Origin of the sequence: Photorhabdus namnaonensis, from assembly GCF_001684335.1 — a bacterium.
Classification (GTDB): Bacteria; Pseudomonadota; Gammaproteobacteria; order Enterobacterales; family Enterobacteriaceae; genus Photorhabdus; species Photorhabdus namnaonensis.
This window is the reverse complement of the sequence record NZ_LOIC01000009.1, coordinates 1-21,834: the sequence shown is the minus strand read 5'-3', so window position 1 is coordinate 21,834 and position 21,834 is coordinate 1. Positions and strand designations below refer to the sequence as shown.

The 21,834-nt window shown below is 37.8% G+C and carries 18 protein-coding genes and 1 pseudogene; 9 read left to right on the top strand and 10 right to left on the bottom strand.

Annotation, left to right across the window (positions count from 1 at the left end; translation table 11 throughout):
* Positions 1-281 precede the first annotated feature (281 nt).
* From Phpb_RS01355 to Phpb_RS01335, 5 genes are all read right to left on the bottom strand, one after another.
* Positions 282-1,238 (bottom strand): methyltransferase, encoded by a 957-nt coding sequence (locus Phpb_RS01355; protein WP_065388833.1) that lies wholly within the window; start codon positions 1,236-1,238, stop codon positions 282-284.
* A 782-nt stretch (positions 1,239-2,020) separates the two neighbouring features.
* Complete coding sequence (locus tag Phpb_RS01350) at positions 2,021-2,974, bottom strand: methyltransferase (protein ID WP_065388832.1); 954 nt, start codon at positions 2,972-2,974, stop codon at positions 2,021-2,023.
* Positions 2,975-3,436: 462 nt separating this feature from the next.
* Positions 3,437-4,396: a methyltransferase gene (locus tag Phpb_RS01345; RefSeq protein ID WP_065388831.1), complete on the bottom strand. Its 960-nt coding sequence runs from the start codon at positions 4,394-4,396 to the stop codon at positions 3,437-3,439.
* A 386-nt stretch (positions 4,397-4,782) separates the two neighbouring features.
* Positions 4,783-5,736, bottom strand: a complete 954-nt coding sequence (locus Phpb_RS01340; protein ID WP_065388830.1) for a methyltransferase — start codon at positions 5,734-5,736, stop codon at positions 4,783-4,785.
* A gap of 482 nt (positions 5,737-6,218) precedes the next feature.
* Positions 6,219-7,172 (bottom strand): methyltransferase, encoded by a 954-nt coding sequence (locus tag Phpb_RS01335; protein WP_065388829.1) that lies wholly within the window; start codon positions 7,170-7,172, stop codon positions 6,219-6,221.
* A 527-nt stretch (positions 7,173-7,699) separates the two neighbouring features.
* Between Phpb_RS01335 and fdhE the strand changes: the two genes are divergently transcribed.
* From fdhE to Phpb_RS01315, 4 genes are all read left to right on the top strand, one after another.
* Positions 7,700-8,629, top strand: coding sequence for a formate dehydrogenase accessory protein FdhE (fdhE, locus tag Phpb_RS01330; RefSeq protein ID WP_065388828.1), 930 nt, complete (start codon positions 7,700-7,702; stop codon positions 8,627-8,629).
* 21 nt (positions 8,630-8,650) lie between these two features.
* Positions 8,651-10,042, top strand: coding sequence for an L-seryl-tRNA(Sec) selenium transferase (gene selA, locus Phpb_RS01325; RefSeq protein ID WP_065388827.1), 1,392 nt, complete (start codon positions 8,651-8,653; stop codon positions 10,040-10,042).
* A 51-nt stretch (positions 10,043-10,093) separates the two neighbouring features.
* The gene (selB, locus tag Phpb_RS01320; RefSeq protein WP_065388826.1) at positions 10,094-11,953 is read left to right on the top strand and encodes a selenocysteine-specific translation elongation factor; all 1,860 of its coding nucleotides are present in this window, start codon (positions 10,094-10,096) and stop codon (positions 11,951-11,953) included.
* Positions 11,954-12,073: 120 nt separating this feature from the next.
* Positions 12,074-13,723 (top strand): LTA synthase family protein, encoded by a 1,650-nt coding sequence (locus tag Phpb_RS01315; RefSeq protein WP_065388825.1) that lies wholly within the window; start codon positions 12,074-12,076, stop codon positions 13,721-13,723.
* Positions 13,724-13,794: 71 nt separating this feature from the next.
* Here Phpb_RS01315 and Phpb_RS01310 read toward each other — a convergent pair whose 3' ends face one another.
* The 3 genes and pseudogenes from Phpb_RS01310 to trmE all read right to left on the bottom strand — a co-directional run.
* Positions 13,795-15,114 carry a type II toxin-antitoxin system HipA family toxin gene (locus Phpb_RS01310; RefSeq protein WP_065388824.1) on the bottom strand — a complete coding sequence of 440 codons (1,320 nt, stop codon included), beginning with the start codon at positions 15,112-15,114 and terminating at the stop codon, positions 13,795-13,797.
* Entirely contained in the window at positions 15,114-15,395 is a 282-nt protein-coding gene (locus tag Phpb_RS01305; RefSeq protein ID WP_065388823.1) for a helix-turn-helix domain-containing protein, read from the bottom strand. The genes Phpb_RS01310 and Phpb_RS01305 overlap by 1 nt, the downstream gene beginning before the upstream one ends.
* Before the next feature lie 140 nt (positions 15,396-15,535).
* Positions 15,536-15,841, bottom strand: a pseudogene (trmE, locus tag Phpb_RS01300) (tRNA uridine-5-carboxymethylaminomethyl(34) synthesis GTPase MnmE); the annotation flags it as partial.
* Positions 15,842-15,885: 44 nt separating this feature from the next.
* On the opposite strand from trmE, the gene Phpb_RS27455 reads away from it, so the two are divergent.
* Together Phpb_RS27455 and Phpb_RS01295 are read left to right on the top strand one after the other, a co-directional pair.
* Complete coding sequence (locus Phpb_RS27455; protein WP_391529915.1) at positions 15,886-16,017, top strand: hypothetical protein; 132 nt, start codon at positions 15,886-15,888, stop codon at positions 16,015-16,017.
* 195 nt (positions 16,018-16,212) lie between these two features.
* Positions 16,213-16,692: an Hcp family type VI secretion system effector gene (locus tag Phpb_RS01295; protein WP_065388821.1), complete on the top strand. Its 480-nt coding sequence runs from the start codon at positions 16,213-16,215 to the stop codon at positions 16,690-16,692.
* Between the two features lie 35 nt (positions 16,693-16,727).
* Here Phpb_RS01295 and Phpb_RS01290 read toward each other — a convergent pair whose 3' ends face one another.
* Together Phpb_RS01290 and Phpb_RS01285 are read right to left on the bottom strand one after the other, a co-directional pair.
* Positions 16,728-17,132, bottom strand: coding sequence for a DUF1240 domain-containing protein (locus tag Phpb_RS01290; RefSeq protein ID WP_240492374.1), 405 nt, complete (start codon positions 17,130-17,132; stop codon positions 16,728-16,730).
* Complete coding sequence (locus Phpb_RS01285) at positions 17,125-17,997, bottom strand: hypothetical protein (RefSeq protein ID WP_075489367.1); 873 nt, start codon at positions 17,995-17,997, stop codon at positions 17,125-17,127. Before Phpb_RS01285 ends, Phpb_RS01290 begins: the two co-directional genes overlap by 8 nt.
* Before the next feature lie 371 nt (positions 17,998-18,368).
* Here Phpb_RS01285 and Phpb_RS01280 point away from each other — a divergent pair, with 371 nt between their 5' ends.
* The 3 genes from Phpb_RS01280 to Phpb_RS01270 all read left to right on the top strand — a co-directional run bounded on the left by Phpb_RS01280 (position 18,369) and on the right by Phpb_RS01270 (position 21,753).
* Complete coding sequence (locus tag Phpb_RS01280) at positions 18,369-18,608, top strand: HTH-like domain-containing protein (protein WP_065388914.1); 240 nt, start codon at positions 18,369-18,371, stop codon at positions 18,606-18,608.
* Between the two features lie 68 nt (positions 18,609-18,676).
* Positions 18,677-21,334 carry a TrlF family AAA-like ATPase gene (locus Phpb_RS01275; protein ID WP_205634721.1) on the top strand — a complete coding sequence of 886 codons (2,658 nt, stop codon included), beginning with the start codon at positions 18,677-18,679 and terminating at the stop codon, positions 21,332-21,334.
* Positions 21,335-21,360: 26 nt separating this feature from the next.
* The gene (locus Phpb_RS01270; protein ID WP_065388819.1) at positions 21,361-21,753 is read left to right on the top strand and encodes an AlbA family DNA-binding domain-containing protein; all 393 of its coding nucleotides are present in this window, start codon (positions 21,361-21,363) and stop codon (positions 21,751-21,753) included.
* The last annotated feature ends 81 nt before the right edge of the window (positions 21,754-21,834 follow it).

Genomic DNA, 21,834 nt, shown 5'->3' with positions numbered 1-21,834 from the left:
CGTTTCGAATATAATCATCAAAGCAGGGTAATTATATCCTGCTTATTGTTGATTAAGCGCGAATAGTGCAAGAAATGATTAAATATTAGGTTTAGTATTTCTATTTAAATTATTTTTTTATCATCGATTTTTAAATTCAATTTATTTTCCATTTTAATCTATCTATTTATTTGATATAAAACAAAGCATCAAAAAATCTGATGCTTTATTTTATGTATTCATTCCTCAAAAAAGCAATATCCAAATAATCATCTTTGGGAATAATCTATAGTTCCTACTACTTATTTTATCCGCAGTTCGATAAACGAATATGGTGAATATGATTGTTCTACAATTTTAATCTCTTTAACGACAAGCCCAGCTTGGTTAGCCAGATATTCAAATTCATCAACACTACGCTCTTTCCCTGCAAATAACACATCCATTAATATATCGAAAGATCTAGAAAATTCTGGACTTTTCACCATATTTACCAATAATAGAGATGCGTTTTTATCCATTGCTTTGCGAAAATTCTCCAAAATAAGTATTGAGTCACTGTCGGACCAATTATGGAGAATATTTTTTAAAATATACAAATCATAACCGGATGGAATTGACTCTAGAAAATTTCCACTAATAAAATCGATATTATCAGAAACGGGAAGCTCATTATATCTATCCAATACAGCGTAATATTTTCCTTTTACCTTTTCACTGATTTTTGCTAAAAGCTTCCCTTCTCCCCCTCCAACATCTAATATTCTATTGTGTTGATTAAAATCATAAATATCAAGTAACTTCTCAACGATTAAATTTGAGACTCTCGTCATTAAAGCATCAAAATTTGATTTAAGAAATTTGTTACCATCCAAATACTCAAAGAATGGCTTGCCATGTGCCATTTCAAATGCCGATTTGCCATCATCCTCAAATAAGGATTTTCCATACATTAACCAAGCATCACAGTAATATGAGCAAATTTCAAGCTTTATCATGAATGTCTCAAAACTTTCAGGATCGGCAAACACCTGGCACTCATCAGAAAGTCTGAATTTATTATCTTTGCTAACCAACACTCCCATTTCAGCTAAGAAATCACATAATCGGCTAAACCGAGCATAATTAACACCAGATTTACGGGAAAGCTCGCTTATATCGACATAAACTCCATCTTTAAAGTGAGTAGATAATCCGGTATCAACAAAAGCATGAATTGCAGCTGATCTTCTATTTGATGCAATCAGTTCAGTTAGCATTGAGCCATCCTTTATATCTGTATACCCGTTATCTTTCAAGTTGCCTCTTTGTTGGCTGCACTCACTCACCCCAGTCACATAGTTATCTATGCTCCCGGGGATTCGCTCCCTTGCCGTCGCGATGCATCTTGAAATCCATAGGGTATATATTATTAATAAATTAAATATTTTATCAAAAATCCAAGAAATACCATGATGATAGATTGGATATCCTGACAACCCATTTGAATTAAAATGTAATTATTAGCTTTGTTATCTTTTTATACAAAGATTCAATTCATCCTACTTCCACATTTTTGAGCGTAAAACGTTAACTATCAGATTATATTAAATTTGATAAAAAGAAATGACAAAGATCACAATTAACTGTTCTCATAACCCTTAAAAAATTAAATAGCGAAAATAACGCAGTGTATATATTTCCATTTACATTCATTTATAAAAGAAATGATAATTATAAAACCTGAAAAATTACAGGTATTTCTTAAGTGTGCTATTTAAGCAATAGGAAAAGAAACATCAATAAATTCCTCCCTAAAGATCATCAATGAAGGGTAGTGGTACCCTACCTATTACTAATTAATTCCAATATTAAAAATATAATATTTATGAAAATTGTATTCATTATAAATATCTGAATTATATTTCAAATATCTATATGTTTTTATAAAATAAGATAAAAATATGGCATCAGACATTTTGATGCCATACTTGCTATACCTATTTTCAGCGGCACAATATCCATATCACTATCTTTGTGTAGCTCCATGATTATATGTAATTTATTTTACCCCTAGTTCTATAATTGAATATTTCTCATTTATCTCTTTAATACCTTTAACGACAAATCCTGCCTGGTGAGCCAAATCTTCTAATTCATTCAAATAACGCTCTTTTCCTAATAATAATACATCCATTAATATATCCGTAGAGTCAATTATTTCTAATCGTGGTTTCTTCACTGTGCTTATCAACAAAACAGTTGCATTATCATCCATAGCTTTTCTACAACTCTGCAAAATTAATACTGCATTATTATCAGACCAATTATGGATAATATTTTTTAAAATATATAAATCATAACCAGATGGAACTGATTTAAAAAAATCTCCATTTATAAATTCAATATCTTCTAAAACAGGGGTTTCATTATACCTATCCAATACAGCGTAATGTTTTCCTTTTACTTTTTCATTCATTCTTATCAAAAGCTTTCCTTCTCCCCCTCCAACATCTAATATTCTGTTGTATTGACTAAAATCATAAATATCGAGTATTTTATCTATTATTTTATCCGAGTTTTTTGACATAAAAGAATCAAAATTTGATCTGAACAATTCATGATTGTCCAAATATTCAAAAAATGGTTTTCCATGCGCTATTTCAAATGCCGTTTTACTATTATTCTCAGATAAGGATTTTGAATACATTGACCAAGCGTTCCAGAATTCTGGGCTAACTTCGCACCTTATCATTAATGATTCCATACTTTCCGGGTCTGCAAGTGCACTGCACTCCTCAGAAAGCGCAATTCCTTCACCGCTGTTAACCAATACCCCTATTTTGATTAAATATTCACATAAGCGGCTAAAGCGAGCATGATCAAGACCATATTGACGGGAAATTTCGCTAATATTTATGCAGGCTCCATCTTTAAAGTGAACAGATAACCCCATATCAACAAAAGCATAAATTGCGGTTGATTTTCTACATGATGTAATAAGTTCGATTAACATAACGTTGCCCTTTATCTGATAAAGAAATGAAATGTCTTATATAAAACTCTGGAAATACCGTGATGATTGATTAAGTATCTTAACAACATATTTTCACCAAATTGTGATTATTAGTTTTGTTACCTTTTCATCATGAAATAATAAATTTTCATTCTCCTTATTTTCCAAAAATTTAATTCACTTTAACTATCCATTTCTAAGATAAAATTATTATATTATATTAAATTTTATAAAAATAAATGATAAAGATCACAATTAACCATTTTCATTACATTTAAAGTAAAATAAGAAAACACAACTTAATCTTAATATTTCCCCCATTAAATCCCTCTTATTATCAATATTTCATTGACATAAAGAAAAATATGGCATCAAATATCTTGACGCCATATATCACATATATTTATCAAACATACAATATCCATATCATTATATTTGATTAAGCTTCCTATTATCTATAATTTATTTTACACCTAATTGAATAATTGAATATGATTCATCGATATCTTTAACATCTTGAATGATCAACCCTGCCCGGTTAGCCAAACATTCAAATTCCGTTAAGTTACGCTCTTGCCCTAAAGATGTCATATCCATCAATATATCTAAATATTTAACAAATTTAGATTGTGGTTTTTTCATTAAAGTTATTAATAAAATAGTTGCATTATTATTCATTGCCTTTCGGCAATTTTCCAAAATGAGTATTGATTCATTATCAGACCAATCATGAATAATATTCTTTAAGATATATAAATCGTAACCCGATGGAATTGATTTGAAAAAATCTCCATCTATAAAATCTATATTTTCGTAAGCAGGACTTTTATTATATCTATCCAACACAGCGTAATGTTTCCCTTTCACTTTCACTTTTTCACTGATTTTTATCAAAAGATTCCCTCTTCCTCCTCCAACATCTAATATTTTATCGTGTTGACTAAAATCATAAATATCAAATAATTTTTCAATCATTTTATCCGAGTTTTTTGACATTAAAGAATTAAATTTTGCTCTGAGCAATTCATTGCTATCCAAATATTCAAAGATTGGTTTTCCATGAGCTATTTCAAATGCCGATTTACCATTATTTTCAAGCAAAGATTTTGGATACATTAACCAAGCGTTCCAAAAATCCGAATCAAACTCCCACTTTATCATTGACGATTCTATACTTTCAGGATCGGCAAGCGCACGGCATCCATCAGAAAGTGCAACTTTATCATCACTGCTAACCAATACTCCAATTTCAATTAATAAATCACATAATCTATTAAGTCGCGAATAATCAATACCACATTGACTGGCAAGTTCATTGATATCCATATAGGCCCCGTCTTTAAAGTGAACAGACAAACCTGTATCGACAAAAGTATAGATGGCAATTGATTTTCTATATGATGCAATAAGTTCAACTAGCATTAGTTATCCTTCATATTTATTTTATATGTTTTATCTAGAACTCAGGAAATACCATAATGATTAATTAGGTATTCTGATAACCAAAATGTAATCATTAACTTTACTATCTTTTTTCGTGATATAATAAATATATCACTCTCCTTATAATAGAAAAAAACAATTAAGATTACAATTAACTCGTTTAAGGGGTTTTAAAAATAAAACAGAATGATTTAATATGTTTATTCTTGCTATTTAAATAATTCTCATCCCCAGAGAATAAATTCCCTCCCCGTTTTAAAGATTATATATTTCATTAATATAAACAAACATGGAATCAAATATTTTGATGCCATGTTTGTTACATATTTTTTCAGCAGGTAAATATCCATATAATTATCTTTTCGTTATTTTATTCCCAATTGGATAATTGAAAACCACTCATCAACATCCTTAACATCTTGAATAACCAATCCTGCCTGGTTAGCCAAACGTTCGAATTCCGTTAAATTACGCTCTTTTCCTGAAAATAGTGCATCCATTAACATATCTAAATATATCACCGCCTTATATTGTGGTTTTTTTATATAACCTATCAACAAAATCTTTGCACCACTATCCATTGCCTTACGGCAGTTTTCTAAAATTAATACGGCTTTATCATCGGGCCAATCATGGAGAATATTCTTTAAAATATATAAATCATAACCTGATGGAATTAATTTAAAAAAGTCTCCATTTATAAAATCTATATTTTCCAAAACAGGAATTTCATGATATCTATCTAATACAGCGTAATGTTTTCCTTTTACTTTCTCACTGATTTTCAACAAAAGATTTCCCTCTCCACCTCCAACATCTAATATTCTGTCGTATTGACTAAAATCATAAATATCAAGTAGCTTCCCAATGATTTTATCTGAGGTCTTTGACATTGAAGAATCAAAATTTGATTTGAGTGATTTATTACTAACCAAATGTTCAAAGAATGATTTTCCATGCATTATTTCAAATGCGGGTTTTCCATCATTTTCAAGTAAAGATTTCGAATACATTGGCCAAGCATTCCAGCAATCTGGGCTTAGTTCCCATTTTACAATTAATGACTCCATACTTTCAGGATCGGCAAGTGCACTGCATTCTTCCGAAAGAGTGACTTTATCGCCGTGGTTAATCAATATCCCAATTTCAATTAAAAAATCACATAATCTATCAAGTCGGGAATAATCAATACCACATTGACGGGAAAGTTCGTCTATCTCTACATAAGCTCCATCTTTAAAGTGAATAGATAAACCTGTATCGATAAAAGCGTAGATTGCGGCTGATTTTCTATATGAAGCAATAAGTTCGGCTAGCATTGAGTTATCCTTTATGTCTTTATATTATAAAGAGATGAATTATTTTACCTAAAATGCATGAAATACCATGATGATTAATTAGGTATTCCGACAACTAATATGTGATTATTAGCTTCGTTACCTTTTCTTAATGAGATAATAAAGATTTTATTATCCTTATTTTCCCACTACTCCACTTACTTTAATAACGCATTTTTAAGGCAAAATTGTTAGCTATCAGACTATATTAAATTAGACCAAAAGAAATGACAAAGATCACAATTAACTCTTCCTATAAATTTCGAAAATAAAATAGGATTATTTAATATAATTATTAACCGTTTTTATTGCCAGAGAGTAATTTTTCTTTTTATTTTACTACATATATACTTCATTAGCATAAAATAAAAATTGGCATCAAATATATTGATGCCACATATATATTCCCTAACGGTGGAATATAAATATAATCACCTTTGGAAATAATTATGAATCTCTATAATTTATTTTACCCCTAATTCGATAAGTGAAAACATTCCATCTATATCTTTAGAATATCGAACGACGAGTCCCGCCTGATCAGCCAGATGTTCGAATTCACTTAAATAGCGCTCTTTCCCTAAATATAGAACATCCATTAATAAATCGACAGATTTAACCATTGGGGATTTTGTTTTTTTCATTAAGGTTATTATCAGAAGGTTTGCATTATCATCCATCACCTTTCGGCAATTCTTTAAAAGAGATATTGCTTCATTATCAGGCCAATTATGGAGGACATTCTTTAAAATATATAAATCATAATCTGACGGAATTGGCTCAAAAAAATCGCCATTTATGAAATCTATACCCTCATAAATAGGAATTTCATTATATCTGTCCAATACAGCATAATCTTTTCCTTTGAATTTTTCACTGACTCTGATCAAAAGCTCTCCGTCTCCGCCCCCTAGATCCAATATTCTGTTATATTTATTAAAATCATAAATAACAAGCAGTTCTTCAATTATTCTGTTTGTATATTTTGACATTAAAGCGTCGAAATTTGATTTTAGTTCTTTATCACTATCCCAAAGCTCAAAGAATGGTTTTCCATACACCATCTCAAATGCTGATTTACCATTGTTTTCCAGTAAGGATTTTGGGTACATTAACCAAGCATCCCAATGCCCTGGATTGATTTCATATTTTATTGTTAAGAATTCCAAACTATCAGGATCAGCAAGCGCACTGCATTCATCTGAAAGTGCAAACCCACCATTGCCGCCAACCAATACTCCTATTTCAGTTAAGAAATCACATAGTCGATTAAGTCTAGAATAATCAATACCATATTGATCGGCAAGTTTGTTAATATCTACATAGGTTCCATTTTTAAAGTGAATAGACAAACCAGCTTCCACAAAAGTGTAGATTGCGGCTGTTTTTCTATATGACGTAATGAGATTGATTAGCATTGAATTACCCTTTCTGTATTTTTAAATGAGGTTATTATATAGAATATAGATAGTACCACTATGACTAACTATATATAGTTGAAACGCATTTAAACCAAAATGTAATTATTAGCTTTGCTATCTTTTCCTTATGAGGTAACGAAAACTTAATTCTCTTTTTACAATTAATTATTCACTTTAATTATATGTATTTTAGGCGTGAGTTAATTACTCGTTAGGCCATATTAAATATAATAGAAAGAAATGTTAAAGATCACAATTAACTCTTTTTAGGGATTTTTAGGATTAAATTAAAAGCAATTTCTTAACAATATTTTTCTTTCAGAAAAAAATTTACACAAAGAATGAATGGTTATAAAAAAATTCGCAATCATTTCATGAATATATTGGTTATTATTGACCACATCATTTCCAGTATTATCTCTGTAGCCCAAAAACTACTTTTGATCTATGCTGAGCGCTGAGAACAAGCTTAAGATTATTATTAACCTGAAAGCCCTAAGCAGATAGCAGGAAGATAGAACTTAATGAGTATTCGCATCGTTCCTAAAGAACAACTAAGTAAAGATCGTAGCAATGAAAAAGCCGCAGATTATATCCCGCCATTGCTTTTTGCTAACCTGAGAAACCTTTATCAGCGCCGGACAGAACGCTTGCAGCAACTGGCAGAAGAGAGCCCGTTCGTTGATTATCTTAACTTTTCAGCACAAGTTGCCCAAGCTCAGCAAAAAGCATTACATGATAATCCATTGAAAATGGAGATAGCCGATATCTTAGAAAAATCTGTTATTGAAGATAAGCCGCCTTTGGATTGCAAAACCTTCCAACGTACTAAACACTGGCAAAAATTGCTTCATTCTCTGATAGCGGAATTACTGCCGGACGCGTCGGAACATGTTAATGCCGCTCTGGATAATCTAGCAAAGGCATCGGAGCAGGAGTTGGAACAGATGGCCGACGCTTTGCTGAAGAATGAATTCAGTAAAGTCCCCCCTGAAAAAGCGCTTTTTATCTGGGCGGCACTCTCCCTCTATTGGGCGCAAATGGCAAATCAAATCCCAGGAAAAGCGAAGGCGGAATATGGTGAACATCGTCAGTTCTGTCCAGTTTGTAGCAGTATGCCAGTCTCAAGTGTTGTTCAGATTGGCACAACCAACGGGCTGCGTTATCTGCATTGTAGTTTGTGTGAAAGTGAATGGCACGTAGTGCGGGTAAAATGCAGTAACTGCGAACAGACACGCGATCTTAATTATTGGTCGCTGGATAGTGAACACGCCGCTGTGAAAGCGGAAAGTTGCAGCGATTGTGGTAGTTATTTGAAAATTCTCTATCAGGAGAAAGATCCGAAAGTTGAGGCCATTGCTGATGATCTAGCTTCACTGATCCTCGATGCTAAAATGGAAGAAGAAGGTTTTGCCCGCAGTAGCATCAACCCGTTTTTGTTCCCAAATGAGTAACAGTGAGTTGACGGAATTGCCATGACATATAAACCGTGCCCGTTGTACAGCCAGCTCCCCGCTATTGATCTTCTATTGCGTGATCCACAAATCACCCCATTTATGGATCAATATGGACAGACGTTGGTAACGGCAACATTAAGAGGGATGCAGGAGCAGGCCAGAATCCATATCAAGCAGTATCAGGCACTGCCTGATTGGTGTGATAACTGGGTCCTGGCACTCGATCAGCAACTGGAACAGAAACAAACTTTGGCTTTAAAGCCGGTGTTCAACCTCAGTGGTACGGTGATTCATACCAATCTTGGCCGAGCAGTAATGGCAGAATCGGCTATTGAGGCGGTAACACAAGTGATGCGTTCACCCGTAACATTGGAATATTCTCTCAATGACGCCGGGCGTGGACACCGTGACCATGCTTTGGCGGATTTACTGCGTGAATTAACCGGGGCGGAAGATGCCTGTATTGTTAATAACAATGCAGCGGCGGTGCTGCTATTATTGGCAACCGTGGCATCCGGTAAGCAAGTTGTGGTTTCTCGTGGCGAACTAGTGGAAATTGGTGGCGCATTCCGTATTCCTGATGTGATGGTTCAGGCAGGATGCCGACTAGTTGAAGTCGGCACCACGAACCGCACTCACCTGAAAGATTACCAACAAGCGATTAATGGAGAGACCGCTCTCCTCATGAAAGTGCATACCAGTAACTACAATATTGAAGGTTTTACCGCAGAAGTATCCGGCCGTGAATTGGCCGCTCTGGGAATAGCCTCGCAAATCCTTACTGCAATTGATCTGGGCAGTGGCTCCATGATGAATATGGCGCAATACGGATTACCAGCCGAACCTATGCCCCAGGATTATCTGAATCAGGGCATCGATCTGGTCACTTTCTCTGGTGATAAATTACTGGGGGGACCACAAGCCGGCATTATTCTCGGCAAAAAGCGCTGGATAGAAGCAATTCAGCGTCATCCGCTGAAACGTGCTTTGCGGGCAGATAAGATGACGCTGGCCGCTTTGGAAGCCACACTGCGGTTATATCAGCGCCCCGAACAGCTTTGCCAGCAGTTGCCAACGTTACGCTTATTAACTCGTTCACAACAACAAGTGCATGATATGGCGCAACGGTTATTACCTCAGCTTCAAGCGCGTTACGGTGATCAGTTTATTGTTCGTGACGAGCCATGTTATTCACAGATTGGCAGCGGCTCACTGCCGGTTGATCGTCTGCCAAGTTGGGCTTTGACTTTCGCTGCTATTGATGGTCAGGGGAACTCATTGGAACGGTTGGCCCGGCGTTGGCGTGGATTAACCAAACCCATTCTTGGCCGTATTTCTGGCGGGCGTTTGTGGCTGGATTTACGCTGCCTCGAAGATGAAAAAGCGCTATTGCAGGCACTATTGCTGTAATTCTCTAAAATACAATAAATTACCGAAATATAATAATTCTCTGAAACTATTATGATTTTTGCCACCGCAGGCCATGTTGATCATGGTAAAACCACACTTATTCAAGCGATTACCGGCGTTAATACAGCCCATTTACCGGAAGAGAAAAAGCGCGGGATGACCATCGATTTGGGTTATGCCTATTGGCCGCAACCGGATAGCTCTGCGGTTGGTTTTATCGATGTGCCCGGACATGAAAAGTTCCTCGCTAATATGTTGGCAGGGATCGGGGGTATCGATCATGTTTTATTGGTGGTTGCCTGTGACGACGGAGTAATGGCTCAAACAAGAGAACATTTAGCCATTCTGCGTTTGATTGGCTATCCGTCCATAACCGTTGCGCTCACTAAAGCCGATCGAGTGGAATCACAACGAATAGTTGAAGTCCGTCAGCAAATTGAATATGAGCTGGCAACTCAAGGTTGGGGCGCCCCGCCTCTGTTTGTAACGACCGCGATAGATGAAGAAAGTATCGTTCCTTTGAGGCAACATTTGTTGCAGTTACATCAGCAAAATAAGCAACATGAAAAATTACATCAACGTTTTCGTCTGGCGATAGATCGCGCTTTCAGTGTAAAAGGAGCGGGTCTGGTAGTAACGGGAACAGCATTGTCTGGCCGGGTCAGTTTGGGAGATATTCTCTGGCTGACCGGCCGGGATCAACAAGTCAGAGTACGTGGCTTGCATGCTCAGAATCAACAAACCGATACGGCTCAGGCCGGGCAACGTATTGCACTGAATATTACTGGTGATGTCAATAAAGAACAGGTTTCCCGTGGTGATTGGCTACTTTCCCACAAACCCTTTGAGCAGGTAGAAAAGGTATTGGTAGAAGTAGAAACTGATGAACCTTTGCGAAACTGGCAACCACTTCATATTCATCATGCCGCCAGCCATATAACGGGGCGGATTTCATTACTAAATCAGCTTTCTGATAAGCCTCTGCTGGCTGAATTGGTATTTGATAGCCCATTGTGGTTGGTTGAGAATGATCGGCTAATACTGCGAGATATCAGCGCCAGAAAAACACTGGCTGGCGCGCGGGTGATAAACCTAAATTCTCCCCGCCGTGGTAAGCGCCAGCCAGAATTTTTGCATTGGCTCACTCTGCTTGCCAAAACATCAGATCATGCGGCTAATTTAGCTCGCCATCTGCCACGAGGCGCACTTTCTCTCGACCATTTTTCTTGGGCGCGTCAGTTAACGGAAGCAACTCTCCACCAGCTAATCATTGATAAGGATGTGATTATTGCCGATGGTATGGTGTTGTCACAGAACAATGCCAGGTTAGCAAAGCAGAAGTTACTACAAGTTTTGGCCGAATATCACCAGCAACATGTTGAGCAACTGGGTTTAGGAAGGGCTCGTCTGAAACGGATGGCGCTGCCAACGCTGGATGAAGCACTGGTTTATACTCTGATAGATGCATTGCTCATTGATGGACAGCTAAAGCAGTTACGTGGTTGGTTATATCTTCCTGAACACGGTTTAGCTTTTAGCGATGAACAGGCAAAATTGTGGCAACGAATAGTGCCCTATTTCACAGATGATCCTTGGTGGGTACGTGATCTGGCTGCTGATTTAAAAGAAGAAGAGGCAACAGTCCGCAATCTATTGAAAAAATCAGCTCAACTGGGGCATATTATCGCGATTGTTCCTGATCGTTATTATGGCAGCCAACGAATTCAACAATTCGCGGAACTGATTCGCCAATTTAATCAAAATCATGGTGCAATTACCGCTGCGGATTTTCGTGATCAATTCGGTATCGGTCGTAAATTGGCTATTCAGATATTGGAATTTTTTGATCGCAGTGGTTTTACTCGTCGTCAGGCTGAGTCACATATTCTCAGAGATAATGGGCTATTCTGATGATTTCTTTATTTAAAATATAGATGATTTCAGCAAAATCACCGCCCTGTTTCATCGAGTTAACTAATCTGTGCTATTTTTGCCAACTGTGGACCATCTATTAACTGGATCGAATACGATATGAAAAAGAAAATAATATCAGGTGCTTATCTGGGATTATTGTTTATTGCAACTTTAATACTGGTTTTTGAAAAAAGTGAAGATATTTACCCGGCACTGATCGCTGTCGGTGTGTTTGGTGTGATATTTGGCCTAGTGTTTTTCGTGTCAGCCCGGTTACTGTTTTCTACCGCCTTTACCGGAACACTATTCATTATCTTTAAGTTCCTCAATCAAATAAAAGTTCATTACTATAAAGAGCAGTTGATGTTTTCCGATCTGAACTTGATGTTTGATCCTGCCAATCAGGAAACATTACGCCACTATTGGCTGGCCGGTTTGGGCGTTGCCGCTATGTTTATCTGGTTGATTTTTAACATGACTCTGAGCTGGAAAAAATCCTCTCCCCTCCGTGGTTTCAAATGGCGTACTGTCGGCTTGATTCTAGCGGCGTTCTGTACATGGGAAGTGAGCGCTACTGCCAATGCATTCAGAGAACAGTGGGAATCTTCACTACCAAAAGGACGTGGTACAGTCACCAATATGGTGATGTCGGCTAAAGACGCCAACTATCATGCGCCTCAACTTGGGCAATCATCCGATTATTTTCTGCAACAGGCTAAAAATGTTGTGCTGCCTGTGCCGCAGTCAGCGATTAAACCTGACGTGGTGATGTTATTACAGGAATCCACTGTGACTCCACATATCTATCAATTGCCTGATGACATCCGCTTACCTAATCTTTATATGTTCCAACGGGATTCTGGCGTCAGCGCACAAAGCCCAATGCGGGTGCAAACTTTCGGTGGTGGTACCTGGTTATCCGAGTTCTCCGCTCTGACCAGCTTAAATACAGATGATTTTGGCTCACGTAAAAATGCGGTTTTTTATTTTATTGTTGATCACCTGAAATACAGCTTGTTCCGTGAAATGAAACAGAATGGTTATTACACGGTTGTTTTGACGCCATTTAATAAATCTTCTTATCATTCGGGTCATGCTTATCAGACTCTCGGAGTTGATCGCATTATTCAACCACAGGAATTGGGATATCCCGCCAGTCTCGATAAAAATCTGTGGACTATTTCTACGCAAGAGATGTTGGATTATGTGAAAGAAATTTTGGCACAGGAAACGGATAAGCCAATCTTTATCTTCTCACTAACCATGTATGAACATGGTCCATATGATGAAGATCACTCTGATGATTACGGGCTTACCGGACATGTGAAAAATTCACAGGCAGTAGGTAAGTTCAGTCACTATATGGAGAAAATCAAAACTTCTGATCCGGCAATTAAAGATTTCAGTGAGTTTGTCGCTAAACGGGAAAAGCCAACCATGTTCCTCTACTTCGGTGATCATCAACCCAATATCAGTCTAAATCAGTACAATGGTGTATTTTCAAATCCGGGTCATATCACCCAATTTACTATGCGAGATAACTTGCAACAGGGAGAAGCTATTCAGACTGATGAACTGACGGATATTTCATTCCTTGGCAGCATAATTATGGAGAGAGCCAAACTGGATGCTTCACCTTTTTACCGAGCAAATATGGCAATGCGTCATCTCTGCCGGGGAGCGTTGGATGATTGTCAAGATAAAGCGCTAGTGGAGAGTTATAAACACTATATTTATCAGCAACTAGATGTTGCAGATAAAAAGTAAGTTATAAAATCATAATGTGAGTGGGTGCCATATTTATATGGCACTTGCTGTAGATAATGTTGATGAAAATGTTAACCCCATCCAATTTTCAGGCGCTTTGCTCTGGCTTGTAACCCTCCCAATATCGAGCTACTGATATGAACAGGGAAATCTATAGGCAACTGGCCTCTGACATTCATGACAACTATATCAACCGTCTCAGCATATTCAATAAGAATTCTTGCCATCAAATCCTTATCAAATCCAGCGGCCTTGGCTGTTTGAAAAAAGTGTCTTGGGAATATCTGCTCTATATTGTACTTCCTACCTCTTGTCCCAGTTAGCCCCATAGCCAATTTGGCATCTCGGGGATGAAGCCCTCTGCCTCCGAATACAGGGTACATGGAAAGAATGTCATAAAAAGGCGTTAGCCGATAATGCCCTTCAGCCTCAATAAACAGTGAAAAGTTTTTTGCATGGCCGTCTGTGGCAGCCAACAGCCAAAACAATACCTGGATCTTCATAAATTCATAACGGTCAGTCTCGGCTTTAGCCGAACCCAAGAGGCAGGACATGATCTCAGGAATCCCAGGACCACCATGACTTTCATACTTTTTCGCCGAAGGCACGCTCAAGGTTTGGCAAAAATCTTCCTGCGGCAGCCGCATTATCCAACTGTTGTCAGATGAATACTTGCGATCAAATCGTTCTACTGCTAATGCTTTTACCTCTCCCACTTTCATTATTAAGCAGTGAGGAACAGACAGCCCAAACATCCTGGCAATCAACATGCACAGATATTCATTTTCCACACTTTCAGACATATCAATAGAGTGTGAATGACTCTCAATTTTACCGATGGGAAGTTTGATGATGTGTGTTGTCGGCGTGGCATTTAGTGGCAGGCACCAATTTCCATCAATATTTAAAAGCGCTGTCTTTTCCTGTGCGCCAGCGATGGATATACGAAAATCTTCCTCTTCTTCGATCATCCCCAATGGCGCGCCAACCCGGTAGCCAGTTAGCACTTTCTCTAGTTCCATCTCAGATAAGGGCTTGTATTCAATCCTCTTGATATCGTTGGCGGATGTACCTTGCGGTACCAGTTGCAAAGCTCCTACACTATCTTGACCAACTTTAGCCAGCAGATCAAAAGGTTGCGTTGATTCAGCATTGTGCCTGGCAACGATTCTTCTTCTGACTTCCGGATTATCCGGCAGTAGATTATCGAAAAAGTTATATACCTCGTCACCCTGATAAGCTTGATGGCGCAGAGGCATAGACAGTGAAATGGGGCGACTACCCGATAACCTAAGCCAGGACTCATCATATTTGAAATGGTGGGAGCCAGTATTGGCTTTGGTGAATACTCCAACCCGATAGCCGTTCATGTAGACATCCAGTGCTGCCATTACCACTCCTCTTTCCACACCGGGTCCGACGTTGTGCAATCATCTTCCACTGACGAATTTATCTTAGTAACGTTTCTTGGCCGGATATCGAGTTCTAAATTCAACGCCGACATAATCTTAAAGAAGGTCTCCAGCTTGGTAGAATCTGGGTGCAGCTCAAAGCTCGATACCGTGTCCTGCCGAATACCCACTTTGCTTGCCACTTTGCCCTGAGAAAGTTTTTGAGTAAGCCTGATATCTTTTAAATATACGCTAAGTTGTTTCGAGTTAGTCACTTTCATATTGAGTTCAACCAATTTGAACAGTTAACCTCATTGTTACACGCTATAACAGGTAAATCAATTTTTACACGCTATAACAGGTAAATATAATTTCACCTGCTATAACCGGTAAAAAAGTTCTAGTTCCGCCTTTTACCCACTTACTTCCCAATACAAAAACTCGAAAAAATCCTTCCTAACAGATCATCAGAAGTAAACTCACCCGTGATCTCACTCAGAGCCTGCTGTGCCAAACGTAGCTCTTCCGCCAGCAATTCACCTGAGCGAGCAACCACTAATTGTTCATGGCCCTGTTGCAAATGTTCCGCCGCAGTATTTAATGCTTGTAAATGACGACGACGCGCCAAGAAACCACCTCCGGTATTACTGCTAAAACCCATCGTTTCTTTCAGATGATCGCGTAATAAATCGATACCTTCACCGCTACGGGCAGAAAGTCGAAATAGGGGACAGACTTGTTAACCTTAGTGACTTTAGAACCATGTTCTGAATTGAAGGTAAATATTTACAATTTAGAGACTTGAATAAGTTTCTTTTAAAACCAGCCATTAAGGAATTAAATCAAAAAAGTAACCTTAATGGTCGTAATGTTATCTCGTTGTCTCTTTACATTTCAAATTAAAAGAAGACAGCCAAATAAAAAAGGTGATTTAAATCACCTTTTTTACATTCAACTTTAATACAAGTAACAAACAACATTTTAGATTTCTATTTCTTGTTTTATATTAATATTGTAATTTTTACTTATATGTTAGGGTATATAGTTAACTTATTAGATTTATTAGGTTGAATTGTAAAAAATTAGGATGGAAATTTTATGTCATACATGATTTATTTGTCTTTGAATGGTAAAAAACAAGGGCTGATCTCTGCTGGGTGTTCAACCCTAGATTCAATAGGAAACAGGTATCAAAATGGCCACGAAAACCAAATACAGGTACTGAGTTTAAACCACACAATAACGCGCCAGCAGAATGTCAGTCATCAACCAATACAATTCATTAAACCAGTAGATAAATCATCACCATTATTAGCGATGGCAATAGATTCAAATGAATCTCTAAATGGTGCTTTTGTTTTTTACAGAACAAGTCAAGCTGGTCAACTGGAGTTATTCTATGAAGTAAAAATCACTGAAGCCACTATTTCAGATATTTCTTGTATATACCCGCATTCTATAAATGATTTTGATGCCATGCCATATGAAAGAGTTTCACTCAACTATAAATCCATCTCATGGAATCATATAACAGCCGGCACATCTGCTTATAGCATATGGGAAGATAGAAATTATTAAATAAAAATAAAACACTAAGCATATAAAATATATGCTTAGTGACAAAGTGAAATGTCCTTAACATACTTATTTGGAGCCATCCATGATGATTTACTACAGATTAAATATCCCTCAGATTTTAATTCATCATCAACATAAAAAGATACAAATAAAGTAAGAATAATGCCTGTTATTGACACATATGAAACATAATTTCCTATTTTACTATTAAGACGTTTCACCTTACCCAATGAGATTCTATATAAAATAAAAGAAATATAAATCAACACAGGACTAAACCAAATAGCTCCCGCGCTTTTCCATGAGAATGTAATAACACTATCATGCTTAAAAAAATCGATATAATCATTCAACGAAAAAAATATAGATAACACTGCCATAAAAAGAAGCAATAAAATTCCAGAATATAATTTGGCTTTATTTTCATTTATATTATCCACGGCTAAACCTTCCCCACATATTAAAAAACTGATCCGGATGGTATGGTGTCGAATTTGTTTTTTTATTCTTTATGTTTTTAATTATCGTTTCACTAATTTTAAAATGGTCATCTAACCAATATAAAGCGAGAGAAGTTAGAAACCCAATAGCAAAAACGCCAAGAGCTACAAGCATAAGACTTCCTCCTACAGCTAAGAGTGGGGAAACTATTAGAGTATTAGCAGCCGTAGCAATACCTATTGAAATAGCTAACTTTGCACCATCCATTGTTAAATTAACGAACAAATCAACCAATCCATATTCATCTTTAAATATTAACTCAACTAGTCTATATGCGGCTGAGAATACTATACCGAATCTAGCACCTTGGGCAATTCCAGCTTCAATACCTAGCGTACCTACCCCAAAAGACACTATACGTGGACTATTAGCAAGATATCTTGTGGCGTTTAAATAGTTTCTTACACCAGGGTACCCTGATAACTTTATATATCTTCTTCCATCCTTACCAAAATACTCTGTTGCTTCGACACCGAAACCTCTTAAATCACTTACTATTCTTGCTACCCCAAAAGAATCATAGATATTACCAGCAAAAGATGAAACTGGATCAGTATATGAATAGATAGTTTTAATATTACTTTTCCATGAATTATAGAAATTATGATCTAGTGTTTTCATATAATCTATGGCTTCATCTTTTGTCAGTAAAGCAATAACTTCTTGGTTTAGTTTAAATTGATGTTCCAATTCCAATAGCATACGGTTATATTTCTGATCTTCTATTTGCTTCTTAAAATCAAGATGATCTTCTAATCTGTAATCATTATCAACAAATGTTCTTAACCGTGGATCATACTTCATTTTATAATTCCATCTATATTATATAGTTTATTGAAATTTTATTTCATATTTTATCGGACTTAGCTATTTTTTCTTTAATTTTTCTGAATTATTGGGAGCTGGATCAAGTTTCCCTGTTGAGGATTGACACTCTGTTTTAATCTGTTCGATAAGATAATAAGTGGCTACAATTGCGCTTGGCAAAAATCTTCCTAAGGCAGCCGCATTATCCAACTGTTGTCAGATAAATACTTGCGATCAGTAAAGCAAACCATCCCCCATCTATTTGCAAATTTTACCAACGCAACTACAGTTTTCAGTTTTCCTTGCGGTACACATATAAATTATATAATTTAGCTAAATTAGCTAGATGTTCGATGGTAAAGGTTATGATAAACGAACAAGATATTTACGAAAGGATCAAGCAAGTTTTAGCGAATGCGCCACGCAATCAGTACACGGCTGAACTACATCTACAAATGATTAAGTATGCCGATGAGCTGAAAAACATTACAGCTAAAGATTTTTGTGAAGGTGTTGGGCTTAGCCTGAGTTTTGGCACTGAGTTCAGTAAAATGCGCAATTTGACGCAGCGTTTGAAAACCGCAGGACTTAATACGGATCTGCTGTAAGACAATTTTGTCGATGTAAATTACCAAGACCTGAACGATGAATATGCCTGTATAAGTGGAGTATAAGTATGACTATCCAGACCAATAAGTACACTAAAGCACGTTTTTTCAAGTGTGCATTGCAGGTAAATTCTTCAGGCTACATAAAATATCGGGGGCAGCAACCGACTCTTTCTGAAGATGACTATAACCAGCAATGGTTAAATGCTGCGCTAGAGATGAGAATTGAAGTCATTGGCCTGACTGATCATGGGTCGGTGAATGGTTTTGAAAAGATCAGAGATCTCTTTGCACAACATGGAATCGTGGTGTTCCCCGGCTTTGAAGTTGCCTCCACTGAGAAAATTCACTTCGTTTGCCTGTTTGATGAATCAGCTTCGGCTAATCTGATAAAAATGCATTTGGGAGCACTGGGTGTGGATATAAACCAGCCGGAAGCCCCTGTGCAGAAGTCTGCCACGGCTATTATTAATTACGTAAACGATAAGGGTGGTTTTATTTTCGCGGCCCACTGTACCAATGATGATGGCGTGTTAAAGCGGCGAATGAATCATGTTTGGCAACATAAAGGGCTGTTGGCTGCTCAGATCCCAGGTTCAGTTGACGACTTAAAGGGTGTAGAAAGCGACTTTTATCGCAAAGTTTTCCTGAATAAGAATGATGACTATCGCCGCGAGCGGGAAATGGCTGCCATCAATGCCGCTGATGTGGCAAAGCCTGAAGAGATTAAAGCTGATGGCGCTTCTTGTTTAATTAAAATGACCAAGCCCTGCTTCACTTCTTTCAAGCAAGCTTTTTTAGATGCTGGCTCCAGAGTGCGGCTAAATTCAGACAAACCGGAAAACTATGCGTCAGCTATCGAACGTATTCGTTTTGTCGGTGGCTATCTTGATGGTATGGATATTGAATTATCGGATCACTTAAACACGGTGATTGGTGGTAGAGGTACGGGCAAATCAACCCTGCTGGAGTGTATTCGCTATGCTTTTGATTTAGAACCTTTTGGTAAAGCATCAAAAGCTCAGCATGACGCTATTGTAAAAAATAACTTAGGTATCGAAAAAGGTATAGTTGAAGTAAGTATTCGCTCTGCAACCATGCATGGCCGCATATTTACGGTGAGCCGCAAATATGGAAACCAGCCAGTGGTACATGAAAACGGCAGAATTTCACCTTATCACCCCAAAGATTTACTGCCTGGCGTTGAGCTGTATGGTCAGAATGAAATTTATGAAATGACTCGGGATGAGCAAAGCCGAAACCTACTCATTGCACGATTCTTAGAAAGTGAGCACGAACAGTTTGATAAGGCCATAACCGAAGTGCTAGAGAGCCTTAAGGATAATCGTGAAACCATTATTCGTGCGCTTAGCCAAAAAGCAGATGTTGAGGCAGAAGTTGAGCGCTTACCCAAGTTATTGGATCAGGCTAAACAATTCCAAGCGCTAGGTATTGATGAAAAGTTGAAAGTGATTCCAAAGCTGGAAAAGGAAAAACAACTGAGTGGGAGAGTTAATGAAGAAATTATTCAAGTAAAAGAATCTATCAACATCTTAAAAGACAGTTTGCCAGATACGGTATTTTTAAGCGATGCCAGCTTAGAAGGATTGCCACACTCAGATCTTTTAAAACAAAAGCGTCAAGTTTTGGAAATGTTAAAAAGCTCTTTAACTCAATGTTTAATCCGGGTTGAAGAGCTCTCCAGCAAAGCCTCGGGTGATTTACTTCCTCTACAGCAACAACTGTCGGAAAGGTTGCGAGCGGAAGAACAACAACTTGAAAATGCGTTTAAAGACATACCTACAAGTCAGGGTAAAACGGGTCGGCAGATTGGTACTGAATATCAAACCTTACTAAAGCAAATTGAACAGATTCGCCCAAAAGAAACTGCTTTGCAAAACCGACAAACCCAACTCAACGAGCTCTATAGTCAGCGGAAGAAACTATTACTTGAGTTAGATCAGCAGACCAGTGCACATGCTAGCGCCATGCAGAAGTCGGTTAAACGGCTCAATCGCAAGTTGGATCAGAAAGTACGCCTTAGCCTGAATTCTGAAGGTAACCGCCAAGAATTGGTGAATTTCTTGAGTGATTGCAACTTGGAAGGTGTTGGGCAGGAAAGACTAGCGTGGGTTTTAGAGGGTGAGTTCACACCAGCTAATCTTGCTGCCACTATTCGCCGAGGCGAGGCTGAATTAACCTCTAATTTCGATATATCTAATTCCGTTGTGCGAGCGTTAAGCCGTTTGCCTGAGTATAAACTGCTTGAGCTAGAAGAGTTGCTGCTTCCCGATACAATAGCGATCGAACTGAATATCACTCACGGTGAACGGGAGGCCGTTTTCCGCCCAATTGGGGAACTATCGACCGGCCAACAATGTACGGCGATTCTGCATCTGTTGCTATTGGACAACCAAGATCCGCTTATCCTTGATCAACCGGAGGATAACCTTGATAACGCCTTTATTGCTGAACGTATAGTTGCTGAGCTGCGCAGAGCCAAGCTAAACCGACAGTTCTTGTTCGCAACCCACAACGCCAATATTCCGGTATTTGGTGACGCGGAATGGATTGGTGTGCTGAGTGTGGAAGATAACAAAGGGTTGATCCTGCCAGAACAACAGGGTGCGATCGATATGCCAGAAGTGCAAAAACTAGCGGCAGATATATTGGAAGGTGGTAAGAGTGCGTTTAATCAACGCCGTGAAAAGTACGGCTTTAATTGAATGCCTTACTTCCTTGGGAGAGAGCGATGTTAAAAACAGAATTGTTGGAAATTATTGCCAATGGCGAAAACTCAGGTGTGGAGTTTAAGCGAGATGATATACGTCCTGAGCAATTAGCCAAAGAAGTTGTTGCTATGGCCAACTTTCAAGGGGGACGGGTACTGCTGGGTGTGGAAGATGACGGCGCTATTAGTGGCGTGCAAAGGCATGATCTTGAAGAGTGGGTTATGAATGTCTTTCAGAGCAAAATTCATCCGATGATGCTGCCGTTTTACGAAGAGGTGAAATTGGATGATGGCAAACTGGTTGCTGTCATTAGCTTTCCCATCGGTATTTCGAAGCCCTACGTCGTTCGCCATAGCGGAAAAGAGGAAATCTATATTCGTGTTGGGACAACATCGAGGCTAGCGACTAAATAAGATTTCATAATAGTGCTACACTCATTTTTTGTCTTCCTGGTTTTTGCTGTGATGAAAACGATGCCAAAAAGGCATCAACAT